The following is a 24,762-nucleotide window of genomic DNA, read 5'->3' as shown; positions in this document are numbered from 1 at the left end:
AATCACCCCTATTGCTTTGTATTTTCTTCAACTGGAGTCGAGTAAATAAATTCTTTGATTCTTCTACATTTAGGTATAATAATATTAGATTCCTGATTTACTCGAACAAGATAATCATAATTTCTAAGTACTGTTACTATCCCACCTTTAAGATTTAAAGCAGATTCCAATGTTTCTGATTTGCCAATAGCTTTAATGACAATTGGTGCAGATGTTGATACTCCATTAATTTCAATATGATTTCCAGCCTTCTCTATTTCTGTAAAAGCTGTATATCTTTGGTCATTAATAGATATAGCCTCAGCATCAGCTGCATTTAAAACAGATATTACTTGAAGCACTAAATCCAATTCATCTACTATACTATAGGCCTCACCAAACTCCAAATCTACAGGCGGATCATTTATTTCCATTACAATTCCTGGTCCTTCTAATTCTAAATATCCTGCAAGCATTCTATATTTCATTGTATCCTTATATAGATTTTCTGCATATACATTTTTATCTACTTCACCCATTTCATATTGTTTTATTTTAGCTTCCAGTTCTTCAATTCTTTTGGTTTGGGATTCTCTTTCATTTTGAGCTTTTTTAAGCTCTAAGGCTAATTGTTGTGCTCTTTGAGTAGGTAAAATTCCTTCACCAACAGTTTTATTTATGGTTTTAAACTGGATGGATAAAATAATTCCTAAAAAAATTGATACTACAGTTAATGCAATATATTCCTTAGCATTTTTCACTTTATCCCTCCCCTTCTTCATTAAGTACAATAATAGGGTTATCTCCCCTATCCATTAAAATCATTTTACATGGCAATTGTTTTTCTTCAATATCCTTTAAAATTTCATTTAATAAACCTACTTTATATTTTACATTATAAAGGGTACCAAAGGCAACAGAAATACCATCAATTAATATTATATTAACATTGTTATTATCTACCATATCAATTTTTTTCATTTTTGATAATATTCCTCTAGCTTGTCCCTCAGATATAAACTCAGTACATCCTTTAGATTCCAATATTGATAATATATTATCTCCTGGTTTTTTATCTTCTACATTTAAACCTACTAATAGTGGTAGTTTTTCATCTTCTGTATCTACTATATCTAATATATATCCATCTATATCTATTAACCTAATTGACGAAATCTCTTTTATTTGTAGTATTGCTTTACGTTCTATAATATCAATAATAATTCCTTTAGGAAACTTCCTTTTTACTTTTGCTTCCTTAACATATGGTAATTTTGTTAGATTTTTCTCTCCAGTTCTCGTACTTATTTTAAATATATTCTCTCCTAAATTTATGGAAGATGCACTAATTGCAACATCTTTTGAAATTTTATTGTTTCCTAATACTTCTATATTACTTATAAGAAAAAAATTGGAATTAAGGGCAAATATAAACAATAACAAGATAAAAGAAATTAATAATAAAAACCGAAAAAATAATCTTCTTCTTCTAATTTTTCTTTCCACACGTGAAAGCTTTTTCATTATTTCCACCCCTAAGCTTGTCCTTTTAGATAAATAGCAGCCTTTGCTGCTATTTTACCTTGTTAATATCTGCACCTAAGCTTTGTAAAGTTAGATGAAGATTATCGTATCCTCTTTCAATATGATAAATACTATTAACTTCAGTAGTTCCTTTTGCAACAAGTCCTGCTAAGGTTAGAGCAGCACCACCTCTTAAATCCTTTGCTGTAGTCTTGGCACCAGTTAACTCCTTCACACCTTTAATAACTGCAACCCTTCCAAATGTTTTAATATTTGCACCCATTCTAACGAGTTCCTCCGCATGTTTAAATCTATTTTCAAACACTGTTTCAGAAATTATACTAGTTCCATTTGCTATTGATAAAATAGCCATCATTTGTGCCTGCATATCCGTTGGAAATCCAGGATAAGGAAGAGTTTGCAACATTTCAATAGAGTTAATCCTTCTCGGTCCCGTTACCTTCATAGAATTACCATTACTATATATAGTAACTCCTGCTTCTTTTAATTTTGCTACAATTCCAAGAACATGGTCTACAATAACATTATTAATTATTATATCCCCTCCAGTTATTGCTGCAGCAGCCATAATTGTACCAGTTACAATTCTATCTGATATTATACTATGTTTTACATCCCTAAGAATCTTTACTCCTTCTATAGTGATAACCGATGTGCCAGCTCCAGAAATTCTTGCCCCAGATTTATTTAAGTAATTCTGTAAATCAACTATTTCTGGCTCTCTAGCTGCATTTCTGATTATCGTTGTACCTTCTGCTGTTACTCCTGCTAAAATTATATTTTCTGTAGCTCCTACAGAGGGATAATCCAATTGTATATCACAACCTTTAAGTCCACCAGTCCTACAATATAAATGTCCATGAGATTCCTCAATTTCTGCTCCCATATCTTTTAATGCCTTAAGATGTAAATCTATCGGCCTTGGTCCTATTTCACAGCCACCTGGATAAGATATTATAACTTCTCCAGTCCTTGCTAACATGGCACCCATAAATATAATAGATGACCTCATCTCCCTAACCAATTCTTCCTGAACTACTATTTGATTCAATGGTTTAGAATCAACTATCATAGTAGTTCCTTCTACATCAACAGTACATCCTAAATCTATGAGTATCTGCTTCATTATTTCCACATCCCTCAAATTAGGGATATTTGATATAATACTTTTATTTCCACCTATAATTGTAGCAGCCAGTATTGGCAATACTGCATTTTTTGCACCTAAAATTGAGGTTTCACCTGTTAATTTATTTCCACCATTAATAATATACTTCTCCATCTAACCACCTCCACATATGCTCATAATAAGTATATATGACCATATTATGCATTGGCGTAGATGAAGTTACATATTATTGTTTAACAATTGTATTAATAATCTCAAATATTCTCTCAGAGGCATCTGCTTTTCCAAGTTTTTTGCTATTCTTTGCCATTTCTTCTAATCTTTTTTTATCTTTAATTACATCATATATAATGTCATTTAATATATTCCCTCTTATATCTTTTTCAAGCACTAATATGGCAGCTCCCTTATCTTCAAAAGCTCTAGCATTAAATTCTTGGTGATTTTCAGCAGTATATGCCTTTGGTATTAAAATACTAGGCACCCCTACTGCTGATATTTCTGCTAAAGTAATTGCCCCTGAACTAGTAACCACAAGAGAAGCTATATTAATAGCTTCGGGAATCTGATAAAAATATGGAAAAACCTTAATATTATTATCTAATTTAATATTATCTCTCTTCAAACTATCTATAAATCCGTCATAAAATCTTTTGCCTGTTACGTGTATTATCTGTATATCCTTTTTATCTGCGGCTTCCTTTATAAGATAATACATTCCATCATTTAGGATTTTTTGTCCTCCACTTCCTCCAAAAGATAAAATAAGAGGAATGGATTTATCTATATTTAATGCTTTATAAGCTTCTTCTTTATCAATATTAAGAATTTCCTTACGAATTGGATTCCCAACATTTATGACTCTATCTGGATGTTTGAAATATTTCTTTGCTTCATCAAAGGTTACGGCTACTTTATCTACATATCTTGATAATATCTTATTAGTAATACCAGGAAAGGCGTTTTGCTCATGTATCATTGCTGGAACTTTCTTCTTTTTTGCCATATATACTACTGGACCACATACATATCCACCAGTACCTATTACTACATCTGGTTTAAATTCATTTATAATTTTTTTAGCATCATTTATTCCATGAAATAATTCTTTAAGAGCTATAAAAGATTCTTTATTTATTTTTCTTGGCATTCCCTTAACCCTTATGGTTCTAAATTGAAATCCTTCCTTTGGAACAAGCTCTGATTCTAATCCCTTTTTTGTACCTACATAAAGAATTTTTGCATCTTTATCTTTATCTTTTATTTCATTTGCAATGGCTAAGGCTGGATAAATATGCCCTCCTGTGCCTCCCCCTGTTATTAAATACTTCATATTGTTCAACTCCTATCTAAATTTGCGTGTCTTGAAATGTTTAAGAGTATCCCTATAGCAGACATATAAATCATCAAAGAAGTACCTCCATAAGATACAAAAGGAAGTGTAATCCCTGTGGTTGGTATAGATGATGTTACTACTGCTATATGAATTAAGGATTGAACAGTTACTAAAGCAGTGATGCCTGAAGCCAAAAAACAACCAAAGCTATCATCTATACTAAGTGCAATACGTATTCCTCTCCAAATAACTAACATTAATATCAGTACGACAGTTAAAGTACCTAAAAATCCTAGTTCTTCTCCTATAATTGAAAATATAAAATCATTGTAAGATTCGGGAATATATGAAAACTTTTGTCTGCTCTTACCTAGACCTAAACCAAATAATCCTCCTGAACCTAAAGCATACAAAGATTGTACTGCTTGCCAACCAATATCAAGTTTATGAGCAAAGGGGTCTCTAAATGCTGTTATCCTATTTCGTCTATACGCATTTTTTTCTCCTGACAATGCTAAAAATCCCAATCCTATTAAACCAACTCCCATAAAAATTAAGTGAGATAAATTCATACCTGCTATGAAAAACATACTCATTAAAGCACCTGCTAAAGTAATTGTAGTGCCTAAATCCTTTTGTATATATATAAAGCCACAGGATATACCTATAATAATTAAAGCTGGTACAGTACCCTGTTTAATAGTTCTAATATTCTCTTTTTTATTTGATAGAAAGTTTGCAAAATAAATAATTGAACCAATTTTTATGGCATCAGATGGCATAAAAGTTGTAAAACCTAAGTTAACCCATCTCCTTGCACCCTTAAGAGATTTGCCTAAAGGTGTAAAAAGTAATGCGCCAGAACCCAAAGATAGTAGATATATTAAAAATGAATATTTTTTCCAAATTCTATAATCAATATTCATACAAATTATCATTCCAACTAAACCTATTGATGCCGCTATTATTTGCTTTTTTAAAAAATAATACCCATTTCCAAAATCCTGCATAGCCTCTGGCCAAGATGAACTAAATACCATTATAATACCAATAAATACTAACATTAGGGTTCCCATTAGCAAACTAAAATCAACTGCCTTTTTCTTTTTCACTGAATTTTTCTTTGCCATTTTAATCCCCCTTTAGACCATAAACGGCATCTTTAAAATCTTGACCTCTTTCTTCAAAATTATTGTACATATCCCAGGATGCACAAGCAGGAGATAGTAAAATATTATCTTTTTCTTCACCACAATAATAAGCTAATTTAACTGCCTCCTTCATATTCTCTACTAAATGTACATTATTAAATCCATGATTTATTGCAGTCTCCTTGATCTTGTCTTTAGTTGAACCTAAGAGTATTAATTCTTTAATTTTTCCATTGAAAGATAAAATTAATTCATCAAATTCAGCCCCTTTATCATATCCTCCTGCAATCAATATTATAGGACTATTTAATGCTTCAATTGCTTTTATTGTTGAGTCAGAATTTGTTCCCTTAGAGTCATTATAAAATGACATTCCATCTATAGTTTTTACATATTCTATTCTATGTTCTACCCCTGGAAATTCTCTTAATACTTCGGCTATGTCTTCTAGATTTATACCCATTACCCAAGAAATAGCTATGGCTCCAAGAGCATTTTCTAAATTATGTTTACCTAAGATTTTCAGCTCTCTATATGGTAAAATCTTAGAAAGATTTTGTCCATCTTTCAATACTATATAATCTCCATCTATAAATACTCCATTATCAAGTTTTTGATTTGCACTAAACCAAATTACCTTTGAATTAATCTCATTTTTTATTTCTCTAAGAGTTTTATCCTCATAATTTAACACTGTATAATCAGATTTTTCTTGATTTTTAAATACTTTTTTCTTGGCAAGGATATAGTTATCTAAAGAGCCATGCCAATTTAAATGGTCTGGTGCAATATTAGTTACAAGGCTCACTCTTGGTTTAAAATATATAATATTTTCTAATTGAAAACTACTTGCTTCTATTACAAAAACATCATCTTCATTAGCATTTACCATATCCCATAATATACCAACTCCAATATTTCCTGCAACATATGTATTGAAATTAGCTTTTTTGAAAATCTCACCTACTAAAGTTGTAGTAGTTGTTTTACCATTTGTTCCTGTTATAGCTATTATATTATCTGTAGGAGAAATCCTATATGCCAGTTCTATATCTGTGATGACCTCAATATTCTTTTCTTGAGCCTTTAATAAAATAGGAGCTGTTGGCGGAATACCAGGACTCTTAACTATTAAATCAATATCCTCTAAAGGAATTTCGTTAGTATTCAAATGTTTTTCAACATATATATCTTTAATTTTGTCAAAAAAATCCTTCAACTCATCTTTAGTCTTAGAATCGCATACTATTATTTGTGCACCTAGTTTATGAAGGGCTTTCACAGTTGATAGTCCAGAGATCCCAAGCCCAAAAACTAAGACTCTTTTATTCTTTAAATACATAAAACCAGCTCACTTTCCTTAAATTAAACTTAAAATTCCAATTAAACAAAGAACAACCGTTATAGTCCAAAATACTGCTACTACCTTAGTTTCCTTCCAGCCTTTCTGCTCATAATGGTGATGCAATGGTGCCATTAAAAACACCCTTTTCCCTGTTAGTTTAAATGATGTTACCTGTATAATTACAGATAATGCTTCCATAAAATAAACCCCACCTACTATAGGTATTACAAGAGGAATATTTAAAAGTATGGCTATTGCCGATACAGCTCCACCTAAAGCAAGAGAACCTGTATCACCCATAAAAACCTTTGCTGGATGTGCATTATGTACCAAAAATCCCAAACAAGCCCCTGCTAAAGCTGTTGAAAATATGGAGATGCTTCCCATACCCCAATTTAATGCCATAAGTCCAAAAAAAGATAATACTATTAAGGTAACACCCGATGCTAATCCATCCAATCCATCAGTTAAATTTACGCTATTTACAGTACCTACTACTACAAATGCAATAAAAGGAATATAAAAATGACCTAAATCTAAATATTGATTTTTTAAAAATGGTACAATTAATTTAGTCCCTAAAACAGAAGTAGAAGATTGGTAAATTGCTAGTATAGTAGCCAATATTATTTGACCTATTAATTTTTGATGAGGCTTTAGTCCCAATGACCTCCTCTTAACTACTTTAATATAATCATCAACAAATCCAATTAGTCCAAATCCAAAGGTGGATATTAAAAGAACATACACATCCTTGTTTAACATACCAGAAGTCAATACAGTAATGGCCAGTGCTATAAAAATAATAATTCCACCCATAGTAGGCGTACCAGATTTTTTTAGATGGGTTTGTGGACCATCATCTCTAACACTTTGACCAATTTTCAACTTTCTTAATAAAGGAATTATTATTGGTCCAAGTATTAGAGTAACTAAAAAAGAAATGGAAATTGTTCTAAAAATATCTATATATTCTATCATTTAATTTTCTCCTCTCAAGTATCTAATCCTATTGCTAATTATCCTTTAAACATATATAATCAAGAACAATTTGTCTTTCATCGCATGGAAAAGTTTTATCCTCAATTATTGTATAAGTTTCATGTCCTTTTCCAGCTAGAAGTATTATATCCTTAGGTTTTGCATTATCTATTGCATATTTTATAGCTTCTATTCTATCTACTATTTTTACATAATTCCCATTAACCTTCTTTATCCCAACTAATATATCTTCAATTATCATTTCTGGATCTTCATATCTTGGATTATCTGATGTAACAATAGATAAATCTGCATGGCGACCTACTGTTTCCCCCATCTCAGGTCTTTTCGTCTTATCTCTATTACCTCCTGCTCCAAAAACAACTAGCTTTCTTCCTTCTGTAAATTTATCAATTACAGTAAGTACCTTTTCAAGTCCATCTGCAGTATGGGCAAAATCAATAATAACTGTATAGGGTGTATTAGTAGGTACAACTTCAAATCTTCCCTTTATTCCTTCAACAGATTCTAAACCTTTTTTTATAATTTCTAAGGGAATTTCATATGCATATGCACAGGCTGCTGCTGCTAATGCATTATATACACTAAATTCTCCCGGTACATTTAGAAGTATATTAATACTGCCTTTTGGAGTATTTAAGGTAAATTCAACTTTAGATAATGTAAATTCTATGTTAGTTGCAAAAATATCTGCTTTATCCTCTATCCCATATGTCAATAAAGGTATTCTTTCTCCAACTATTTCAACAATCTTTTTCCCATAATTATCATCTATATTTATTATATTAAATTTATTTGTTTTATAGAAAAGTTTTAATTTACTATTAAAATATTTCTCCATAGTTTTATGATAATCCAAATGATCCTTAGTAAGATTAGTAAATATTCCTATTTGAAAATCCATGTACTCTACTCTCTTTAATTCTAAAGAATGAGATGAAACTTCCATAATACAAATATCCGTTTTCATATCTACCATTCTTTTTAGCAAATCATGAATAACCAAAGCATTTGGTGTAGTATTATCAATCTTTACCCTTTCATTTCCTATAACTGCCCCAATAGTTCCAATAATTCCCACATTTTTATTATTCTCTTCTAATATACTTTTAATAAAGTAAGTTATAGATGTCTTACCATTTGTTCCAGTTATACCTATCATGTCTAAAGATCTCCATGGTTCTTTATGAAAAGCACCTGATAATCTTGCTAATGCATCTATTGAATCTTCTACCTTTATTATTGTAATATCTTCTGAAATAGATACTTCTTTTTCTAAAATCACAGCTACTGCTCCATTTTCTATTGCCTTATGGATATAATTATGTCCATCTACAGTAAATCCTTTTTCCGCAATAAATAGATTACCTTTTTTTATCTCCCTTGAATCATTTTCAATTCCAGTTATCTCAGTGTCTAAATCTCCTTTAATTAAGTCAAATTTATAATCTTTTATTATATCCTTTAGATTCATATTGCACCTACTTTCTTTTATCCTTATTGAATAATTTAATTAAAAGGCAACTTTATTTAAGTTGCCTCTAACTATATTACTCTTATGTTTCGCCAAATTCAACCTCTATTTTCGTATTAATAGGGATTTCTTCACCTGGTACTGGGTTTTGTTCCTTAACCTTTCCATTTCCATTTAACTCATAATTTAAGTTCAGCTCATCAAGGATTTTTATTACATCTTCTCTATCCTTTCCAATAAGGTAAGGCATCATAATTTTTTCCCCTATTTTTTCATTCACATATAAATCCACTATGGAACCTTTTTGAACCTCAGTCTTAGGCAGTGGAAATTGATCTATTACAACTGATTCAGAAGTTATATCCAAATACTCAGTAGTATATTTTAGTCCTAAATCCGTTAATGTTTTTCCAGCATTACCAATTTTCATATTTCTTATATCAGGCACTATGACCTTCTCAATAATTTGTGACTTTTCCTTATCTGTAAAAACTGGAGTAATTTCAAGATAATTTAAAGTCTCCTCTAAGACCGTTTTAGCTATAGGTGCTGCTACAGTACCTCCATAATATGGACCAACAGGTTCATCTACTACAACTAAAATCGCAACCTGTGGATCGTCTGCTGGTGCCACAGCTATAAAAGAACCAATATACTTTCCTGGTACATATCTACCATCAATAATTTTCTGAGCAGTTCCTGTTTTCCCTCCTACTCTAAATCCAGGTATATATGCTTTACTTCCTGTACCCTCACTGACTACCTTCTCCATCATCCCTAACATAGTTTTAGAAGTAGATTCTGATATAACCTTTCTTTTTATCTCTGGTTCAAAAGTTTCAACACTCTTGCCTTCATCATCAATCAACTCTTTTACAAGTCGAGGCTTCATTAAATTTCCACCATTAGCTATCCCAGATACTGCATTAATTAACTGTAAAGGAGTAACTGCAATACCATGGCCATAAGACATAGTAGCTAAATTTACTTCCTTGATATTTTCAGTATTGGCTGGAATAATACCTCCTTGCTCCCCATTTAAATCTATATCTGTCTTTTCTCCAAATCCAAATGCCTTTATGTATTTATATAAACGTTCTTTTCCTACTTTTCTACCTAAATTTACAAAAACAACATTACAAGAAGTATTCATTCCCTCTGCTAAAGTTTGATCTCCATGGGGGTTATACCATCTAGAACATTTTAATACTACACCCTTTATATCCCTTATAAATCCATTACAATAAAAATGAGTATCAGGAGTTGCAACATTTTCTTCAATGGCAGCTGCTGCAGTAATCACCTTAAATGTAGAACCTGGTTCATATGCATCATTAATTGCAAAATTCCTCCACATATCATACCAACGCTTTTGGAGTTCTTCCTGTGGTAAGTTTTCCCATTCTTTTTTAGTTTTTTCATCTAATGGAGTCCTTGGGTCATTAGGATCATAATCTGGTTTGTTAGACATTGCTAAAATATCCCCTGTTTTTGGATCCATCATTATAATAGAAACATTTTTAGCACCTGTAGTTATAAAAGCTTCCTCTGCAGCCTTATCTGCAAAATGTTGTATGGTTTCATCTATAGTTAGAACAACAGATAAGCCATCTGATGCTTCATATATTTTCTCACCATCAAAGGGTAATTGTCTGCTTGCAGCATCTGTTATCTTTACCCATTTTCCTGGAGTTCCAGTTAGATATTTATCATAGGTTCTTTCAATACCATATAATCCATTATTGTCAATATCAGTAAAACCTAATACAAAAGAAGCAAAATTACCATATGGATAATATCTCCTATTATCGTCAACTATTTCTATGCCCTTTAATTTTAATTTCCTTAACTCTATAGCTTCTTCCTTAGTTATCCATTGTTTAATTCTCTCAGTTCTAATTTTTTTAGTAATCTTAGCATATACGGCTTCTTCATCTAAATTTAATACTCTTGCTACTTCCTTTGCTGTTTCGCTAGGATCTTCTATATCGGCTGGACTAGCCCATACAGTTGACGTACTAATGCTTACAGCTAATTTTTTACCTTTTTTATCATAAATAATTCCTCTTTTTGATTTTATAGTTATTCCTTTAGTCCATTGCTCTAATGCCCCTTTTTTTAAATCTTCAGCCTTTACTATCTGTAAATAGCCTAATCTTCCTATTAAAAGTATAGAAACAAGAACTACTACACCAAAAACAAATAATAATCTTTTCTTAGATGAGTAGCTTGGTTTTCCCAAGACAAACACCTCCTAAAATAAGTTTGTAACCATGCTGAACATTTTCTTTATTTGTTTATCTATGCCTGGTTTCTCCTTATCTTTAATTATATTCTCCTCTACTGTCACATACACGATTTGTCCTTCACTTGGATAGTCCATACCCAATTTAGTAATTGCATCTTCTGAAATTTTTGTTGAAGATTTTATCCCTTCAAGTTCTGCTATTAAATCTAATTTTTCTTTCTCAAGTCTAATCTTCTGTGTTTCTAATTTAGTTATTTCATGTCTTACTGCAGTTATATTAGCATATCCAAATAATATAAATAAGGCTATTCCTAAACCAAACATAGGTATACTTAAAATTACTAATTTAGCAAAACTACTGCTTTTTTTTCTTTTTTCCTGTACTTTCTTAGTACTATTTCTCCTATTATGTTTTGGATTTTCTTTTACTTCCACTTTTTTTTCAGGGTAATAACTAAGCTCTTTCGCTACTAACAATTTATTCTCCCCCTTTATTATTTAGAACATTAAGTTTCTCTGCTATCCTAAGCTTTGCCGATCTAGATCTAGGATTTCTATCTATTTCCCCCTTGCTAGGTATTATAGGTTTTCTAGTTATAATTTCTACTTCTCTAGTCTTATTACATATACATTTAGGTAGATGGGGAGGACATATGCAATCCTTATACAATTCTCTAAATCCTTCTTTTACAATTCTATCCTCTAGTGAATGAAATGTAATAATTGCCAATCTACCACCTGGATTTAAAAAATTTACCATTTTGGGAATTGATTCTATTAAAACATCTAACTCTCTATTTACTTCTATCCTAATGGCTTGAAATGTCTTTTTTGCTGGATGATGTCCATCCTTTCTTACTTCTTTTGGTATTGCTTTTTTAATAACTGATACCAATTGAAATGTGGTATCTATAGGATCTATTTTTCTATCTTCAACAATAAATTTTGCTATCCTTCTAGCCCATCTTTCTTCACCATAATCCCAAATAATTCTCTCAAGTTCCTTCTCAGAATACTTATTTACTACATCCCAAGCTGAAAAAGAGCTTGTCTCATCCATTCTCATATCAAGGGATGCATCTTTATTATGTGAAAACCCTCTGCTTTCTTCATCTAATTGATGTGATGATACTCCTAAATCCAAAAGTATCCCATCTACTTTTTCAACCCCTAATCCATTTAATACCTCATCTATATTTTCATAGTTGTTATGGACTAATATTACTTTATCTTTATATTCTTTCAGGACTTCACCAGCTTTATTTAATGCATTTAAATCTTGATCAATTCCTATTAATTTCCCTGTAGTCAATCTTTTAACTATTTCAGATGAATGTCCAGCACCACCTAAAGTTCCATCTACATAAATTCCATTATCTTTTATATTTAATCCTTCTAACACTTCATCTAATAAAACAGATACATGTTCAAAATTCATATACTCTCCCCCAATTATATCCCCAACTCTGCCATTTTTTCTGCTATACTATCGTAAGACAAGTTATCATCATTATTATAAGCATCCCATTCCTCTTTGCTCCAAATCTCCATTCTAGTGGACACTCCAATGACTACAGCCTCTTTATCTAATTTGGAATGTTCCCTAAGATTAGCAGGTATAAGAACTCTGCCTTGCTTATCCAAAGAACCTTCACTGGCTCCTGCAAAGAAAAATCTAATAAATGCTCTTGCATCACGGTTAGTAAGTGGTAATGTTTTAAGCTTTTCCTCTAAGATAATCCATTCCTCTTTGGGGTATACAAAAAGACAATTATCAAGTCCTTTAGTCATAACAAACTCCTCCCCCAATTCTTCTCTGAATTTAGAAGGTATGATTATTCTTCCCTTAGTATCTAAAGTATGCTGATATTCACCAATAAACATACTAATCACTCACTTAATATATATTTCCTACCACTTTCCACCACTTTGTACCACTATATACTATTCTACACTAAATTAAAAAATCCTTCCACCTTTTTTTGTAAAAAATTTATCTAGTACTTTAGTCACAATCTTCTATATATCGACATTTGATTAACTTAGATTGACATAAAAAAACCGTTGGCTTTTTATGCCAACAGCTAAAATTTAATATCTTCACTTTTTTTTCTTATTCTATAAAAAATATATATTGGAATAACAAAACCTACTATGCTAACAAGCTGTGCCACCCTAATTGATCCTATCATTAAACTATCAGTTCTAAGTCCTTCAATAAAAAATCTAATGAAGGAGTATAGGGATAAATATAATAAAAATACTTCCCCTTTATTTTTTTGCTTCTTCTTTCTATACCAAAGAAGAAATAAAAACACTAAAAAGTTCCAAATTGACTCATAAAGAAAAGTAGGATGTACTTTTATCCCATTTACCATAATACCCCAAGGTAAATTTGTAGGTCCTCCATAAGCCTCTTGGTTAATAAAGTTTCCCCATCTACCTATTGATTGAGCTAAAATTAAACTTGGTGCACATATATCTGCAATTGTCCAAAATTCTATCTTTCTAATTTTAGTAAAGATAATAGCTACAATGATGGCTGTAATTATGCCTCCATGAATAGCCAATCCACCATTTCTAATATTTAACGCTTCTATAGGATTATCTTTATAGAAATCCCAACTAAAAATAACATAATATAGTCTTGCACCTACTAAACACAAAGGAATCTCCCATATAAGAAAATCCATTAAAGTTTCTTCATCAAGTCCAACTCTTTTGGCTTGTCTAAGAGCAAGTATAGTACCTATTAATACCCCTGTTGCTATTAAAATACCATACCATCTAATTTCAAGGCCAAATAGCTGAAATGCAACTGGATCCATAATAAAACCACCTTTCTAAATACTTCATTGGATTAGTATATCACAAATGAAGATTCATTTCTATTATCTTAAGGGACTTATTATAGATAGAACAACATTATCTTTTGTAAAGTGATTATTGAATCTTTCAATTATATCATCATAAGTAATGGAGTCCAAAATATCTAAATAATCTATTAACAGTAATCCATCAAAATAAAATGAAACAAAGGTGTTTGCAATGAATTCAACAGAGTTAAGCCCTATTAAAAACTCTCCCATGCTTTTTTTCTTGATACGATTAAAATCCTCTTCTAATAAAATAGAGGTTCCTTTCTTTTCAAAGAATGAGATTATCCTATTATATACTTCTTTGGGAGCCTTAGACTCACCCGTAATTAAAGAATGTCCATAAGATTTTTTTCCTGTATAATATGCACCAAAACTATTATCCACAAGACCTTCTTCATACAAGCTATTATAAAATATAGAGCTTGAACCAAATAACATATCAAGTATGAAATTTGTAATAAAATCCTTTTTTATTCTCTCTTTATTTTCTAACTTACAGTCAATATCTTTAAATCCAATATAAAATAATGGTGCAGATGTCATCATACTTTCCTCAATAAACTTTTCTTTTACTTTCTCAGATTCCTCTAAGAAAAATCTATTGATCTTTTCTACGTCCTTATGATCCTTTCTCTCCGACCTATCTACTACCTTAAGTATCTCATCAAAGGATAAATCTCCTACAATAAATATAACCATATTAGTTGGGTTATAGAAAGTATTATAACATTTATAAAGCAATTCTTTATCTATATTTTGTATACTTTCTACAGTACCTGCTATATCAATTTTAACTGGATGCTCATTATACATTGCACTTAAACAATTGAAAAACACTCTCCAATTCGGATTGTCTCTATACATATTTATTTCTTGGGCAATAATGCCCTTCTCTTTTTCAACATTTTCATCAGTAAAATATGGGTGCTGCACGAATTCTATCAATAATGCTAAACTTTCATAAAAATTTTCAGTGGATGAAAATAAATATGCAGTTTGAGTAAAATTAGTATAAGCATTAACATTTGCCCCTAGTTTAGAGAATTTATCAAAAATATTTTCTTCAGGCTCTTCAAAAAGTTTATGCTCTAAAAAATGTGCAATTCCTTCAGGTACTTCTATTGTTTCTTTTTCACCTATTGGAATAAATTTATTATCGATACTACCATAATCAGTAGCAAATATTGCATATTGCTTTGTATATCCTTCTTTTGGCATAAAATAAACTTTTAATCCAGATTCCATCTCTTTATAAAAGAGTTTTTCTTTTATTTTTTCATTTTCGTATATTTTGATATCCAATTATATTCCTCCCTGTATTTATCTATATCATTTTTAAGCCTTTGAATTCTTCATAAAATATATAGTATCAAGGGCAATCTTTGACATAGCTTCCATTATTTCTTCTCTAGTAACTCTATCTATATCTCTTAATATTTCTTCAAAATCTCTATTATCTTCCGATAGTATTTGACTAAAGAAATATTCTGATATAAGGAAAATACTATCCTTAATGGATTCTGTTGAAGATTTTATAGATTTTTTTGATATTTCTATGTCTTCATCAGTGAAATTTCCATTTTTAATTTCTTCCAATTGTTCTTTTACAATATCTATGGTTTTTTCAAAATTATTAAATTCAATTCCACCATCTATTAACATAATAGACTTATATTTAAAAACAGTAGAAGTAATGTAATAAGCTAGACTTTCTTTTTCTCTTACATTCCTAAATAATTTGGAATTTGGCCCTCCGCCTAAAATATCACTGCCAACTATAAGTCCATTATATAATCTATCTTCATAAGGAATTCCCGTTCTATATCCAAGTACTAATTTCCCCTGGGTTACGTCTAAATCCTCGTATACCATGTTTTTGGTCTGAACCCTAGATATAATTTGCTCTCTTGGTATAGTTAGGACTTCTTTTCTATCTGTTTTTTCTATATCTTTTATACATTCAATTAATTTTTCATCATACTCTCCAGCATAAAATATCTCTATTGGTGATGTATTTATTACCTTTTGATAATGTGTATATAGTATATTTTCATCAATATCTTTTAAATCTTCTATATTTCCTAATGGGTAAATACTAAATTTTTCATTTTTACACATTTCTTCTATACATCTATCTAATGCATAGGACCTCTTATCGTTTATTCTGCTCTCAATTCTATTTCTTAAATTTTCCTTTTCTTGTTCTACATAATCTCTTTTAAAATATCCCTTTTCCAAAACCGGATTATAAATAATAGATTTTAATAAATTAACTACTTCATAAATATAATTCTTATCCCCAACATAATCCCCGTTCACAGTTTCAATGGTAAATCTAAGAACATGTTTTTCTCCCCTTTTATTAATTGATATGCTTAAATTTGCTCCATAGGTTTCCTCTAATTTTTTTTGTATCTCAAGATTCGTAGTATATTCATCTGTACCTCTTTTTAAAACCAAGGGTAATAGAGCATTTTTTGTAACTTCATCCTTAGATAAAGGTCTCAAAAAATAGTAACTGAGTAAATTTGATTTAAACTTATCTGTCCTAATTAAATTTAAATATATTCCATTCCCGATTTTGATTCTTTCTGATTTTAATGTCAAATTGTTTCCTCCTTCTTAAATATATTATTTTTACTATACCCAAAATTAAATTTGTTACTTACATTAATATTACGAATTTAATTAAAAAATACAAAAACCCAATCTTTAAAATTGGGTTTTTGTATTTTATTTATTCTTTTCAATCATCCTACTAATTTCACCTACATGATTATCGTATGATGAGCCATTCATCAAACTACTTATAATCTCTACAATCTGAAAAAAAGTCTTTTCATCATTAGATACAAGTACTTGTTTTATTCCTGTATCCTTCTCCATAACTAAGCCGCTGATGAGATCTTTTGTATCTGTCGTAAAGGATGTATCATAAGCCATAACAACAGAAACTAGTGCCGTATCATTGAAGATAATCGTTGCTGCATCATCTATACCAAAGAGTTCAACAACATAATCAGCCAAGTTCTCTGACCTATCAATTATTACCTTATCTTCCATGGATACTTCTACTACTGTATCATCTGGCTCCTTAACCATTTCATTATTTTTAGTAGTTTTACAACCTATTTGAAAAATCAAACTTAAAACTAATACGAATAATAAATATCTTTTCAATTTATCCCTCCTCTTATTATAGTTTTTCATAATATGAAAATTTTATAACAAGAAAAGGAAAATATTTATTATTGTATTTCTTTTGCTATTTTTACCCCTGAACTAGTTCCTAATCTAGTAGCTCCTGCTTCTATCATTTTCTTTGCAGAATCTATATCTCTAACTCCTCCAGATGCCTTAACTTCTAATTTATCTCCCACTATAGATTTCATAAGCTTTACATCCCCTATAGTTGCTCCACCAGTAGAAAATCCTGTTGAGGTTTTCACGAAGTCAGCTCCAGCGATCATGGAAATTTCACAAGCTTTAATCTTTTCTTCATCAGTAAGTAAACAAGTTTCTATAATTACCTTAACTACCGCCTTGTCTTTAGCTGCTTTTACTACTTCTTCTATATCTTCTTTAACAAGTTCATAATTCTTTATTTTTAAAGCACCGATATTAATCACCATATCCACTTCATCAGCACCATTTTTTATTGCATCTATAGTTTCAAAGGCCTTAACTTCTTTAGTATTTGCACCTAGTGGGAATCCTATAACAGTTGCTACCTTAACGTCAGAATTCTTTAACATATCCTTACATAATTTTACATAACAAGGATTTACACATACAGCTGCAAATTTATTTTCCATAGCTTCTTTACATAATTCTTCTATTATATCCTTTGTAGCATCTGGCTTTAACATAGTATGGTCTATCATTCCCAATATATTAGACATTAATTTCCCCTCCGAATCATTTAATTAATTCAACTAAATCTCCATTTTTTACTCCTGCCGCATTACCTTCTTCTATATCAACATGCATTTCAAGAGCAAAGGATTCAGATACTCTAACTAATACATTATTGAATACCAAGCCTCTTTCTCCACCTACTTTTATATTTACAATGTCTTTATCAACTACTCCAAATTCTTCTCCATCTTTAGTATGCATATGAATATGTCTTGCAGCTACTATTATCCCCTCTGTTATCTCAACTTCTCCCTTTGGTCCAATAAGTTTTGCCCCTGGAGTACCTTTTATATCACCTGAATTTCTAACCATTGGCTTTACTCCTAATGAAAAGGCATCTGAAACTGATAATTCAAATTGAGTACTTGGTCTAACAGGTCCTAATATTCTTACACCTTTTATTGTACCCTTTGGTCCTACTACATCTACCTTTTCTTCACAAGCATATTGCCCTGGTTGAGATAAATCCTTCATCTTTGTTAATTGATATCCTTCACCAAATAAAATATCTAAGTCCTTTTGGCTTAAATGTATATGACGATTTGATAACGCTATTGGTAATTGTGTTTTCATTTGTATTCCTCCCATATATAAGTTCAATATTATATAACCATTATAAATCTTTGTATATGAAAAATCAAAGTTTATTCCAATAATCTAGAAATTGTTTGATAAAATCCTGGATATGAAATATTTATACATTGGCTATTTTCAATTTTTGATATACCTTTTGTATTTAACGAGGCTATTGATAAAGCCATTGCAATCCTATGATCACCATAAGTATTTACAATAGCTGGACTTAACTCCTTTTTTCCACGTACAATCAATCCATCTGGCAAAGCCTCTATATCAGCTCCCATTTTTTTCAGCTCATTAACCATAGCTTGTATTCTATCTGTTTCTTTATATTTAAGTTCTTCTGCATTTTTAATTACTGTTGTTCCTTCTGCAAAGGCAGCTGCTACAGCTATTATAGGAATTTCATCAATTAATCTTCCTATAATATTTTTATCTAATTCAATTCCTTTAATTGGAGCAGAAGAAACATATATATCTCCAATAGGCTCATTATTGATACTTCTTACATTATCTATTTTAATATTGCCACCCATGGCTTTTATTACATCAACAATTCCAGTTCTTGTAGGATTAATACCAACATCTTTTATTGTAACAGAAGAACCTTCCATAATAGTAGCTGCTACAATAAAAAATGCAGCAGAAGAAATATCTCCTGGAACATAAATTTCTTTTCCCATAAATTTATCTTTGCCGAAGTATTCAAGCATTCTTTCAGTATGATCCCTAGTAATCTTTTTCTCTATAACTTTAGTTTCGCCTTTACTATAAATAGAAGCTAGTAAAATGGCTGACTTAACTTGAGCACTTGCCATAGGCAATTCATATTTAATTCCTTGCAATTCATTTGAGGGCTCAATACTAATAGGAGGGTATTTGTCATTATATCCTTTAATATTTGCACCCATTTTAGTTAAAGGTATAATAATTCTATCCATGGGTCTTTTACTCAAAGAAATATCTCCTATGAGAGTTGAAGAAAAGTTTTGTCCAACTAATATCCCAGCCAACAACCTCATTGTAGTACCTGAGTTACCACAATCAAGAGGCTTAAAGGGTTTTTTTAAGCCGTGAATTCCATTGCCATTTATCTTGAGAATATTCTCCTTATCATCTATAACTATATCTACTCCCATTTCCCTAAAACATTCAATTGTTCTTAGTGTATCTTCAGATAATAAAATATTTTTTATAATTGTTTCTCCTTTAGAAATAGAACCAAGCATTACAGCTCTATGGGAAATAGATTTATCTCCAGGTGTTTTAATCTCACCTTTTAGAGTTTTTTTTCCTTCAATCTTCAAACTATACACTCCCTTAATATATATCTATATTTTATAATCATTTAATATAGCCTCTTCTATGAGCTTTTCCTCTACATCATAAAACAAATCAACTGTACCTCTTCCTGTAGGCAGAATAAATGAAATCTTTCCATCTCTATTCTTTTTATCATTTTTCATATATTCTATTAAAATTTTTATTTCAAAACTATTAAATATTGGTTGTTCCACTAAGGTATTCAATACTCCTATAATTTCATTATAGTATTCTTTGTCTATAAGTTTTTTTTGATATGCAATATTACTCTCATACATCATACCAAGTATAACTGCCTCACCATGATTATATTTTTCATATTTAAAAAAGGATTCAATGCTATGTCCTATAGTATGTCCAAGGTTTAATTTTTGTCGGAGACCTAGATCTAATTTATCTTTATCTACTATAGTAAATTTTATATCAACTGATTTTTCTACTATGGTTGGAAGTATTCTCATGTCTCTATTATAAATCTTTTTAATATTTTTCTCTATATTTTTTAAAAAATTATAATCTTCAATTAAACCATATTTTATTATTTCCCCAAGACCACAAGTAATTTCTTTTTCAGGTAAAGTATGAATAAATGAAGTATCAATTAAAGTTACCAAAGGAAAATGAAAAGAGCCTATAATGTTTTTATGACCTAAAAAATCAATGCCCGTCTTACCTCCTATGCTACTATCTACCTGAGATAATAAAGTAGTTGGGATCTGAATATATTCAATCCCTCTTTTATATGTTGCTGCAGCAAAACCAGCTAAGTCTCCAACTACTCCTCCGCCTAGACAAAGTATTTTTCCATTTCTATCAATATTTTTTTTGATTAAAATTTTATATATATTAGATAATTCTCCTAAATTTTTATTTGTTTCTCCTGAAGGAATTATATATATGTTTTCTCTCCTATTTAGTACCTCATCTATTTCATCTTTGTATAAATTATATACATTTCTGTCAGTCACCAAAATAAAATTATCACTAATTATATATTGGTGTAGTTCCTCCCAGATATTATCTACCATCTTGAAAACCATGTTATTACCTTCTTTCTAAATACTTAAGATAATTATAATAATTTATCTTAGTCTCATCTAAAAAATCTCCTCCAAACTTTTTAATTAGTTCATCTGCTAATATATATGCTATCATAGATTCAGCAACTATACTAGCTGATGGAACTGCACATACATCCGATCTTTCAAATTGTGCCGTTTTTTTCTCCTTAGTTACTATGTCTACAGTTTCTAAGGGTTTTTTAAGAGTAGGTATTGGTTTCATAGTAGCTCTTATAACTATATCTTCTCCATTTGATATACCTGCTTCTATGCCTCCTGCATTATTTGTCCTTCTCCTATATTTATTATCATAGAAAATTCCATCATGAAAATTTGATCCTAGAGTTGATGCTGCAATACTTCCAAGTCCGAATTCTACTCCTTTGATTCCCTGTATGCTAATACAGGCTGCTGCAAGTCTTCCATCAAGCTTTGCATCCCAATTTGTATGACTTCCTAATCCTATAGGAGGATTTTTAACTATAACCTCTATAATCCCTCCTAAAGTATCTCCTTCATCCTTTGCTTTTTGGATTCTTTTTATGATTTTTTCCTCTGACTCTTTATCTACTACCCTAATACTTGATTCATCAGCCCTAATTAACTCTTCATGTTTTAATCCATTATAATAGTTTATATCTGAATTTATCCCACCAATATTTATAACATGACTATAGATATTTATATGGAATTCCTTCAGTAAAAGTTTACAAATACTTCCCAATGCCACCCTCATAGCTGTTTCTCTTGCGGATGCTCTTTCAAGTATATTTCGTCCACCTTTTTGATTATATTTAAGTGCTCCTACTAAATCTCCATGACCTGGTCTTGGTTTAGTAACTTCTACTAATTCAATATTTGTACCTTTATTTTTAATAGATATGGTAATTGGACTGCCTGTAGTAAAACCCTGACTTATACCAGATAATATAATTATTTCATCACTTTCTAATTCCATTCTAACTGATCTGCCAAATCCCTTTTGTCTTCTTTTTAGCTGGTCATTTATGTAGTTTGTATCCAGATATAAATTTGCAGGCATCCCATCTATTATACCTGTAAGGGATTGCCCATGGGATTCCCCGCCTGTTAAAAATCTTATCATTTTTATCCCTCCTATTATGTAAAAGACTTCTACCTGTGAAGGTAGAAGTCTTTTATGCTCCAAATGTTTTTACCTATTTTATATAATTCATCTTTAACATCTAATCTTTTGTCTATAGGTTCTTTATCTGTATTAGATATAAAGTAATTCCCTTTATATTTTGCATTTATAGATCTAAAAAAGTAGTCCATAACTGGAATAGCTCCATCAAATTGATTATTAGAAAAAGGTGCCCCTCCTGTAGCTAAAAATACACCTACTCTATCTTCAGTTTGTTTATATTTTTTACCTATAGAATATTTTAATGACCAATATTTTTGACATCTATCAATCATATTTTTAGTTAGTCCATTTATAGAATTAAAATATATGGGCGCTGCAAGTATTATTATATCACTACTATCAAAACCTTTATAAATAGTTTCCATATCATCTTTATTTGCGCAAGCCTCTACTTTTCCGCAATAATCGCATCCTGTACATGGATTTATCTTTTTATCCATTAAATATATTTTATTAATCTCATAATCATTCTCTTTAATTCCATCTAATAAATATTCTATTAATTTATCTGTATTTTTTCCTTTTCTAGGGCTACCCATTAAAGCTAATACTTTTTTCATTTAGACCTCCTATACTGTTACCATTCCTCTAAGATGCTTTATTAAAGTCGTAGTAATAAAGCTTTGAATTGGTATATTAACTAAAGCAGATAAGGCTCTACCTGGAAGTAATACCATAAATCCTTTTCCAAATAAATTTGATAACCAGTAAGTGTTTAGTCCTAATGATATAAATAAAATGCAAACACTAACTATAATAGTTACATTTCTCAATGAAAATGGATTTCCACCTTTTACTTTAGTTTTAAAATAGATTCCTAAAATACCTGGTATTACACCCCACAATATAGAACTTAATGTAAAACCAGGATGAATAGATGGCCCTTGAAGATTTACCATAACACCAATTAAATCAGCAGCTAATCCGCTTATACCTCCAACTACTGGTCCAAATAACAATCCACTTATCATTAGGGGAATCTCTCCAAAGCTTATCCTTAAAGTAGGTAAGCCTGCCAATGGTACCATAATAGCTAAAAATCTTGTAAGAACTATAGATATAGCTGTCAAAAAACCAGCATATACTAGTGTCCTCGTGTTCATTACCTTACCTTTATTCATTTTTATCCTCCTTTCTTTTGTTAGTGACAGGCAACTGTCACATCAAAGATAAGAGGTTTCTTTAATGATCCAGCGGACGCGGTAAAGAATCGCAGAATATATCCTTCGTTTAAGGGCAACTTCCCATCCCTTAACACTTGACGCTCTTTACCTACTCTGTCTTACTAACAATATCATTATACATCAATATCCTTATTAAGTAAATCATTATTGCCCCTTTTTCTAATATATTCGGTTAAGTTATATGAACCAATAATAGAGGCCATAATAAAAGAAATTATAGACATTACTCTATAATATAATGGATAGGTAGAGAAATAAGAAACCATATAAAATATAATTGACAGAGTATATAATTTAAATATCTTATCCTTGCTTAAAAAATTAAAACTATTCTTTAATTCTGACTTTTTTTCATAATATCTATCTATAATATAATCCTCTATATCTTCATTGGAAGATATCACCTTTTCCTCTTCAAGCTTTATTCTATATTCATTTTTAATCGATTCTATTCTTTTATCCCTATTTTTTAGAATGACCTTTTTTATATATATACTCATAACTATAGCTATAACAAGGGAAATACTTAAAGAGATAATAAAACTATCTATTAACCTATTCAATATTAAGGTAAAAAAAATTAAGATAATTATTCCCATAGCTATTTTATCTAAAATATCCGCCCTAACAGTCTTACCATTTTTCATTTGTTTGGTATAAAAATTATCCAATACTCTTTGTTTTTCTCTTTCCCTACGATTTTCTTTTAAATAATTTAAAACTTTTTTCATTCTCTCGCCACCTTTCCCTAGCAATAAAATATCCTATACTCTGTATTATTGCCACAAAACTAAGAAAAGATAATATAATATTTATTGTTATATTAATAAAAAACTCTTCTGGAAAAAGCTGTATCAATAAATCCCTTTGTGGGTCTAATTGCCAAAGATTATTCTTAAAAAAGACATAATGAAAATAAGTGAAGTATTTGCTAAAATCAAAATATATCATAATTACAATAACTCCAATTAATATCCAATTGATAAACAAACTTTTATATAAAAACATTCCCAATATATTTTTTTCCCCTCTAACAACAAATAAAATTATTATAGAAATGGATAGTACAATGCATATATATTGTAATATAAATCCTTTTCTAAATAACTCTCTTACATCTTTCATATGCCATATTTCTTTTATATTGAAATTTGATTCTAAAACTTGAATACCTACCTTCCCTTTTAAATAATCTAATAAATCTTTTGTTATATTTCCTAATTCATTCAAACTCTTCCCTGTTATCTCCATTACATTATAATTGGAATATGTATCAATATATTGCTGAAAGTTAAAAGCATTTTTTTCTACTGCTGTTAGAAGACAAAATAAAGATAATGATAAGACTAAAATTACTTTCTTCAAAATAAGCCACCTCAATAATTGTTTTTTTCTTAATTTAAAAGGATTGAAGAAATATAATTCTCCAATCCTTTTAAAA

General features: G+C 30.2%; 25 protein-coding genes and 1 riboswitch. All 25 genes read right to left on the bottom strand.

The window, feature by feature from the left end:
* Window positions 1-8 precede the first annotated feature (8 nt).
* The 25 genes from RT714_RS08910 to RT714_RS08790 all read right to left on the bottom strand — a co-directional run bounded on the left by RT714_RS08910 (window position 9) and on the right by RT714_RS08790 (window position 24,752).
* On the bottom strand, window positions 9-740 hold the full coding sequence (locus RT714_RS08910) for a DUF881 domain-containing protein (RefSeq protein ID WP_313757224.1): 732 nt from the start codon (window positions 738-740) through the stop codon (window positions 9-11).
* 1 nt (window position 741) lies between these two features.
* Window positions 742-1,503 (bottom strand): FtsQ-type POTRA domain-containing protein, encoded by a 762-nt coding sequence (locus RT714_RS08905; RefSeq protein WP_313757223.1) that lies wholly within the window; start codon window positions 1,501-1,503, stop codon window positions 742-744.
* A 49-nt stretch (window positions 1,504-1,552) separates the two neighbouring features.
* A complete protein-coding gene (gene murA / locus RT714_RS08900) occupies window positions 1,553-2,806 on the bottom strand; it encodes a UDP-N-acetylglucosamine 1-carboxyvinyltransferase (RefSeq protein ID WP_313757222.1) in 1,254 nt (417 codons plus the stop codon).
* Between the two features lie 73 nt (window positions 2,807-2,879).
* Window positions 2,880-3,986 carry an undecaprenyldiphospho-muramoylpentapeptide beta-N-acetylglucosaminyltransferase gene (gene murG / locus RT714_RS08895; RefSeq protein ID WP_313757221.1) on the bottom strand — a complete coding sequence of 369 codons (1,107 nt, stop codon included), beginning with the start codon at window positions 3,984-3,986 and terminating at the stop codon, window positions 2,880-2,882.
* A gap of 5 nt (window positions 3,987-3,991) precedes the next feature.
* Window positions 3,992-5,119 carry a putative lipid II flippase FtsW gene (ftsW, locus tag RT714_RS08890; RefSeq protein ID WP_313757220.1) on the bottom strand — a complete coding sequence of 376 codons (1,128 nt, stop codon included), beginning with the start codon at window positions 5,117-5,119 and terminating at the stop codon, window positions 3,992-3,994.
* Between the two features lies 1 nt (window position 5,120).
* Window positions 5,121-6,482 carry a UDP-N-acetylmuramoyl-L-alanine--D-glutamate ligase gene (gene murD / locus RT714_RS08885; protein WP_313757219.1) on the bottom strand — a complete coding sequence of 454 codons (1,362 nt, stop codon included), beginning with the start codon at window positions 6,480-6,482 and terminating at the stop codon, window positions 5,121-5,123.
* An 18-nt stretch (window positions 6,483-6,500) separates the two neighbouring features.
* Window positions 6,501-7,466, bottom strand: coding sequence for a phospho-N-acetylmuramoyl-pentapeptide-transferase (gene mraY / locus RT714_RS08880; RefSeq protein WP_313757218.1), 966 nt, complete (start codon window positions 7,464-7,466; stop codon window positions 6,501-6,503).
* 34 nt (window positions 7,467-7,500) lie between these two features.
* The gene (locus tag RT714_RS08875; RefSeq protein ID WP_313757217.1) at window positions 7,501-8,961 is read right to left on the bottom strand and encodes a UDP-N-acetylmuramoyl-L-alanyl-D-glutamate--2,6-diaminopimelate ligase; all 1,461 of its coding nucleotides are present in this window, start codon (window positions 8,959-8,961) and stop codon (window positions 7,501-7,503) included.
* Between the two features lie 82 nt (window positions 8,962-9,043).
* Window positions 9,044-11,203 (bottom strand): penicillin-binding transpeptidase domain-containing protein, encoded by a 2,160-nt coding sequence (locus RT714_RS08870; protein ID WP_313757216.1) that lies wholly within the window; start codon window positions 11,201-11,203, stop codon window positions 9,044-9,046.
* 12 nt (window positions 11,204-11,215) lie between these two features.
* Window positions 11,216-11,686 (bottom strand): hypothetical protein, encoded by a 471-nt coding sequence (locus RT714_RS08865; RefSeq protein ID WP_313757215.1) that lies wholly within the window; start codon window positions 11,684-11,686, stop codon window positions 11,216-11,218.
* Between the two features lies 1 nt (window position 11,687).
* Window positions 11,688-12,647: a 16S rRNA (cytosine(1402)-N(4))-methyltransferase RsmH gene (gene rsmH, locus RT714_RS08860; RefSeq protein ID WP_313757214.1), complete on the bottom strand. Its 960-nt coding sequence runs from the start codon at window positions 12,645-12,647 to the stop codon at window positions 11,688-11,690.
* Between the two features lie 14 nt (window positions 12,648-12,661).
* Entirely contained in the window at window positions 12,662-13,093 is a 432-nt protein-coding gene (mraZ, locus tag RT714_RS08855; RefSeq protein WP_313757213.1) for a division/cell wall cluster transcriptional repressor MraZ, read from the bottom strand.
* Between the two features lie 200 nt (window positions 13,094-13,293).
* Window positions 13,294-14,037: a prolipoprotein diacylglyceryl transferase gene (gene lgt, locus RT714_RS08850; RefSeq protein ID WP_313757212.1), complete on the bottom strand. Its 744-nt coding sequence runs from the start codon at window positions 14,035-14,037 to the stop codon at window positions 13,294-13,296.
* Window positions 14,038-14,100: 63 nt separating this feature from the next.
* Window positions 14,101-15,390, bottom strand: a complete 1,290-nt coding sequence (yfmH, locus tag RT714_RS08845; RefSeq protein ID WP_313757211.1) for an EF-P 5-aminopentanol modification-associated protein YfmH — start codon at window positions 15,388-15,390, stop codon at window positions 14,101-14,103.
* 33 nt (window positions 15,391-15,423) lie between these two features.
* Window positions 15,424-16,695 (bottom strand): EF-P 5-aminopentanol modification-associated protein YfmF, encoded by a 1,272-nt coding sequence (yfmF, locus tag RT714_RS08840; protein WP_313757210.1) that lies wholly within the window; start codon window positions 16,693-16,695, stop codon window positions 15,424-15,426.
* Between the two features lie 126 nt (window positions 16,696-16,821).
* On the bottom strand, window positions 16,822-17,268 hold the full coding sequence (locus RT714_RS08835) for a YhcN/YlaJ family sporulation lipoprotein (RefSeq protein WP_313757209.1): 447 nt from the start codon (window positions 17,266-17,268) through the stop codon (window positions 16,822-16,824).
* A 68-nt stretch (window positions 17,269-17,336) separates the two neighbouring features.
* Entirely contained in the window at window positions 17,337-17,990 is a 654-nt protein-coding gene (gene deoC / locus RT714_RS08830; protein WP_313757208.1) for a deoxyribose-phosphate aldolase, read from the bottom strand.
* Window positions 17,991-18,006: 16 nt separating this feature from the next.
* Complete coding sequence (gene pduL / locus RT714_RS08825; RefSeq protein WP_313757207.1) at window positions 18,007-18,579, bottom strand: phosphate propanoyltransferase; 573 nt, start codon at window positions 18,577-18,579, stop codon at window positions 18,007-18,009.
* A 71-nt stretch (window positions 18,580-18,650) separates the two neighbouring features.
* A complete protein-coding gene (aroA, locus tag RT714_RS08820) occupies window positions 18,651-19,901 on the bottom strand; it encodes a 3-phosphoshikimate 1-carboxyvinyltransferase (protein WP_399326438.1) in 1,251 nt (416 codons plus the stop codon).
* A gap of 15 nt (window positions 19,902-19,916) precedes the next feature.
* Window positions 19,917-20,936 (bottom strand): 3-dehydroquinate synthase, encoded by a 1,020-nt coding sequence (gene aroB, locus RT714_RS08815; protein ID WP_313757274.1) that lies wholly within the window; start codon window positions 20,934-20,936, stop codon window positions 19,917-19,919.
* A 16-nt stretch (window positions 20,937-20,952) separates the two neighbouring features.
* Window positions 20,953-22,074, bottom strand: coding sequence for a chorismate synthase (gene aroC, locus RT714_RS08810; RefSeq protein ID WP_313757205.1), 1,122 nt, complete (start codon window positions 22,072-22,074; stop codon window positions 20,953-20,955).
* Between the two features lie 29 nt (window positions 22,075-22,103).
* On the bottom strand, window positions 22,104-22,697 hold the full coding sequence (locus tag RT714_RS08805) for a flavodoxin family protein (RefSeq protein WP_313757204.1): 594 nt from the start codon (window positions 22,695-22,697) through the stop codon (window positions 22,104-22,106).
* 9 nt (window positions 22,698-22,706) lie between these two features.
* A complete protein-coding gene (locus tag RT714_RS08800; RefSeq protein ID WP_313757203.1) occupies window positions 22,707-23,258 on the bottom strand; it encodes a folate family ECF transporter S component in 552 nt (183 codons plus the stop codon).
* Window positions 23,259-23,326: 68 nt separating this feature from the next.
* A riboswitch (THF riboswitch) is annotated at window positions 23,327-23,419 on the bottom strand.
* A gap of 15 nt (window positions 23,420-23,434) precedes the next feature.
* Window positions 23,435-24,052 (bottom strand): hypothetical protein, encoded by a 618-nt coding sequence (locus RT714_RS08795; RefSeq protein WP_313757202.1) that lies wholly within the window; start codon window positions 24,050-24,052, stop codon window positions 23,435-23,437.
* On the bottom strand, window positions 24,015-24,752 hold the full coding sequence (locus RT714_RS08790) for a TIGR01906 family membrane protein (RefSeq protein WP_313757273.1): 738 nt from the start codon (window positions 24,750-24,752) through the stop codon (window positions 24,015-24,017). Before RT714_RS08790 ends, RT714_RS08795 begins: the two co-directional genes overlap by 38 nt.
* Window positions 24,753-24,762: the final 10 nt, after the last annotated feature.

The sequence above is a fragment of the Tissierella sp. genome (genome assembly GCF_032104385.1).
Classification (GTDB): domain Bacteria; phylum Bacillota; class Clostridia; order Tissierellales; family Tissierellaceae; genus Tissierella.
The sequence above is the reverse complement of the archived record's forward strand: the minus strand, read 5'-3'. Positions and strand labels throughout refer to the sequence as shown.

What these genes read in the sequence shown, in the direction of transcription:
- RT714_RS08905 (WP_313757223.1), bottom strand. Translation starts at nt 1,503, where the DNA reads ATGAAAAAGCTTTCACGTGTGGAAAGAAAAATTAGAAGAAGAAGATTA.
- murA (WP_313757222.1), bottom strand. Translation starts at nt 2,806, where the DNA reads ATGGAGAAGTATATTATTAATGGTGGAAATAAATTAACAGGTGAAACC.
- murG (WP_313757221.1), bottom strand. Translation starts at nt 3,986, where the DNA reads ATGAAGTATTTAATAACAGGGGGAGGCACAGGAGGGCATATTTATCCA.
- ftsW (WP_313757220.1), bottom strand. Translation starts at nt 5,119, where the DNA reads ATGGCAAAGAAAAATTCAGTGAAAAAGAAAAAGGCAGTTGATTTTAGT.
- murD (WP_313757219.1), bottom strand. Translation starts at nt 6,482, where the DNA reads ATGTATTTAAAGAATAAAAGAGTCTTAGTTTTTGGGCTTGGGATCTCT.
- mraY (WP_313757218.1), bottom strand. Translation starts at nt 7,466, where the DNA reads ATGATAGAATATATAGATATTTTTAGAACAATTTCCATTTCTTTTTTA.
- RT714_RS08875 (WP_313757217.1), bottom strand. Translation starts at nt 8,961, where the DNA reads ATGAATCTAAAGGATATAATAAAAGATTATAAATTTGACTTAATTAAA.
- rsmH (WP_313757214.1), bottom strand. Translation starts at nt 12,647, where the DNA reads ATGAATTTTGAACATGTATCTGTTTTATTAGATGAAGTGTTAGAAGGA.
- mraZ (WP_313757213.1), bottom strand. Translation starts at nt 13,093, where the DNA reads ATGTTTATTGGTGAATATCAGCATACTTTAGATACTAAGGGAAGAATA.
- lgt (WP_313757212.1), bottom strand. Translation starts at nt 14,037, where the DNA reads ATGGATCCAGTTGCATTTCAGCTATTTGGCCTTGAAATTAGATGGTAT.
- deoC (WP_313757208.1), bottom strand. Translation starts at nt 17,990, where the DNA reads ATGTCTAATATATTGGGAATGATAGACCATACTATGTTAAAGCCAGAT.
- pduL (WP_313757207.1), bottom strand. Translation starts at nt 18,579, where the DNA reads ATGAAAACACAATTACCAATAGCGTTATCAAATCGTCATATACATTTA.
- aroB (WP_313757274.1), bottom strand. Translation starts at nt 20,936, where the DNA reads ATGGTAGATAATATCTGGGAGGAACTACACCAATATATAATTAGTGAT.
- aroC (WP_313757205.1), bottom strand. Translation starts at nt 22,074, where the DNA reads ATGATAAGATTTTTAACAGGCGGGGAATCCCATGGGCAATCCCTTACA.
- RT714_RS08805 (WP_313757204.1), bottom strand. Translation starts at nt 22,697, where the DNA reads ATGAAAAAAGTATTAGCTTTAATGGGTAGCCCTAGAAAAGGAAAAAAT.
- RT714_RS08800 (WP_313757203.1), bottom strand. Translation starts at nt 23,258, where the DNA reads ATGAATAAAGGTAAGGTAATGAACACGAGGACACTAGTATATGCTGGT.
- RT714_RS08795 (WP_313757202.1), bottom strand. Translation starts at nt 24,052, where the DNA reads ATGAAAAAAGTTTTAAATTATTTAAAAGAAAATCGTAGGGAAAGAGAA.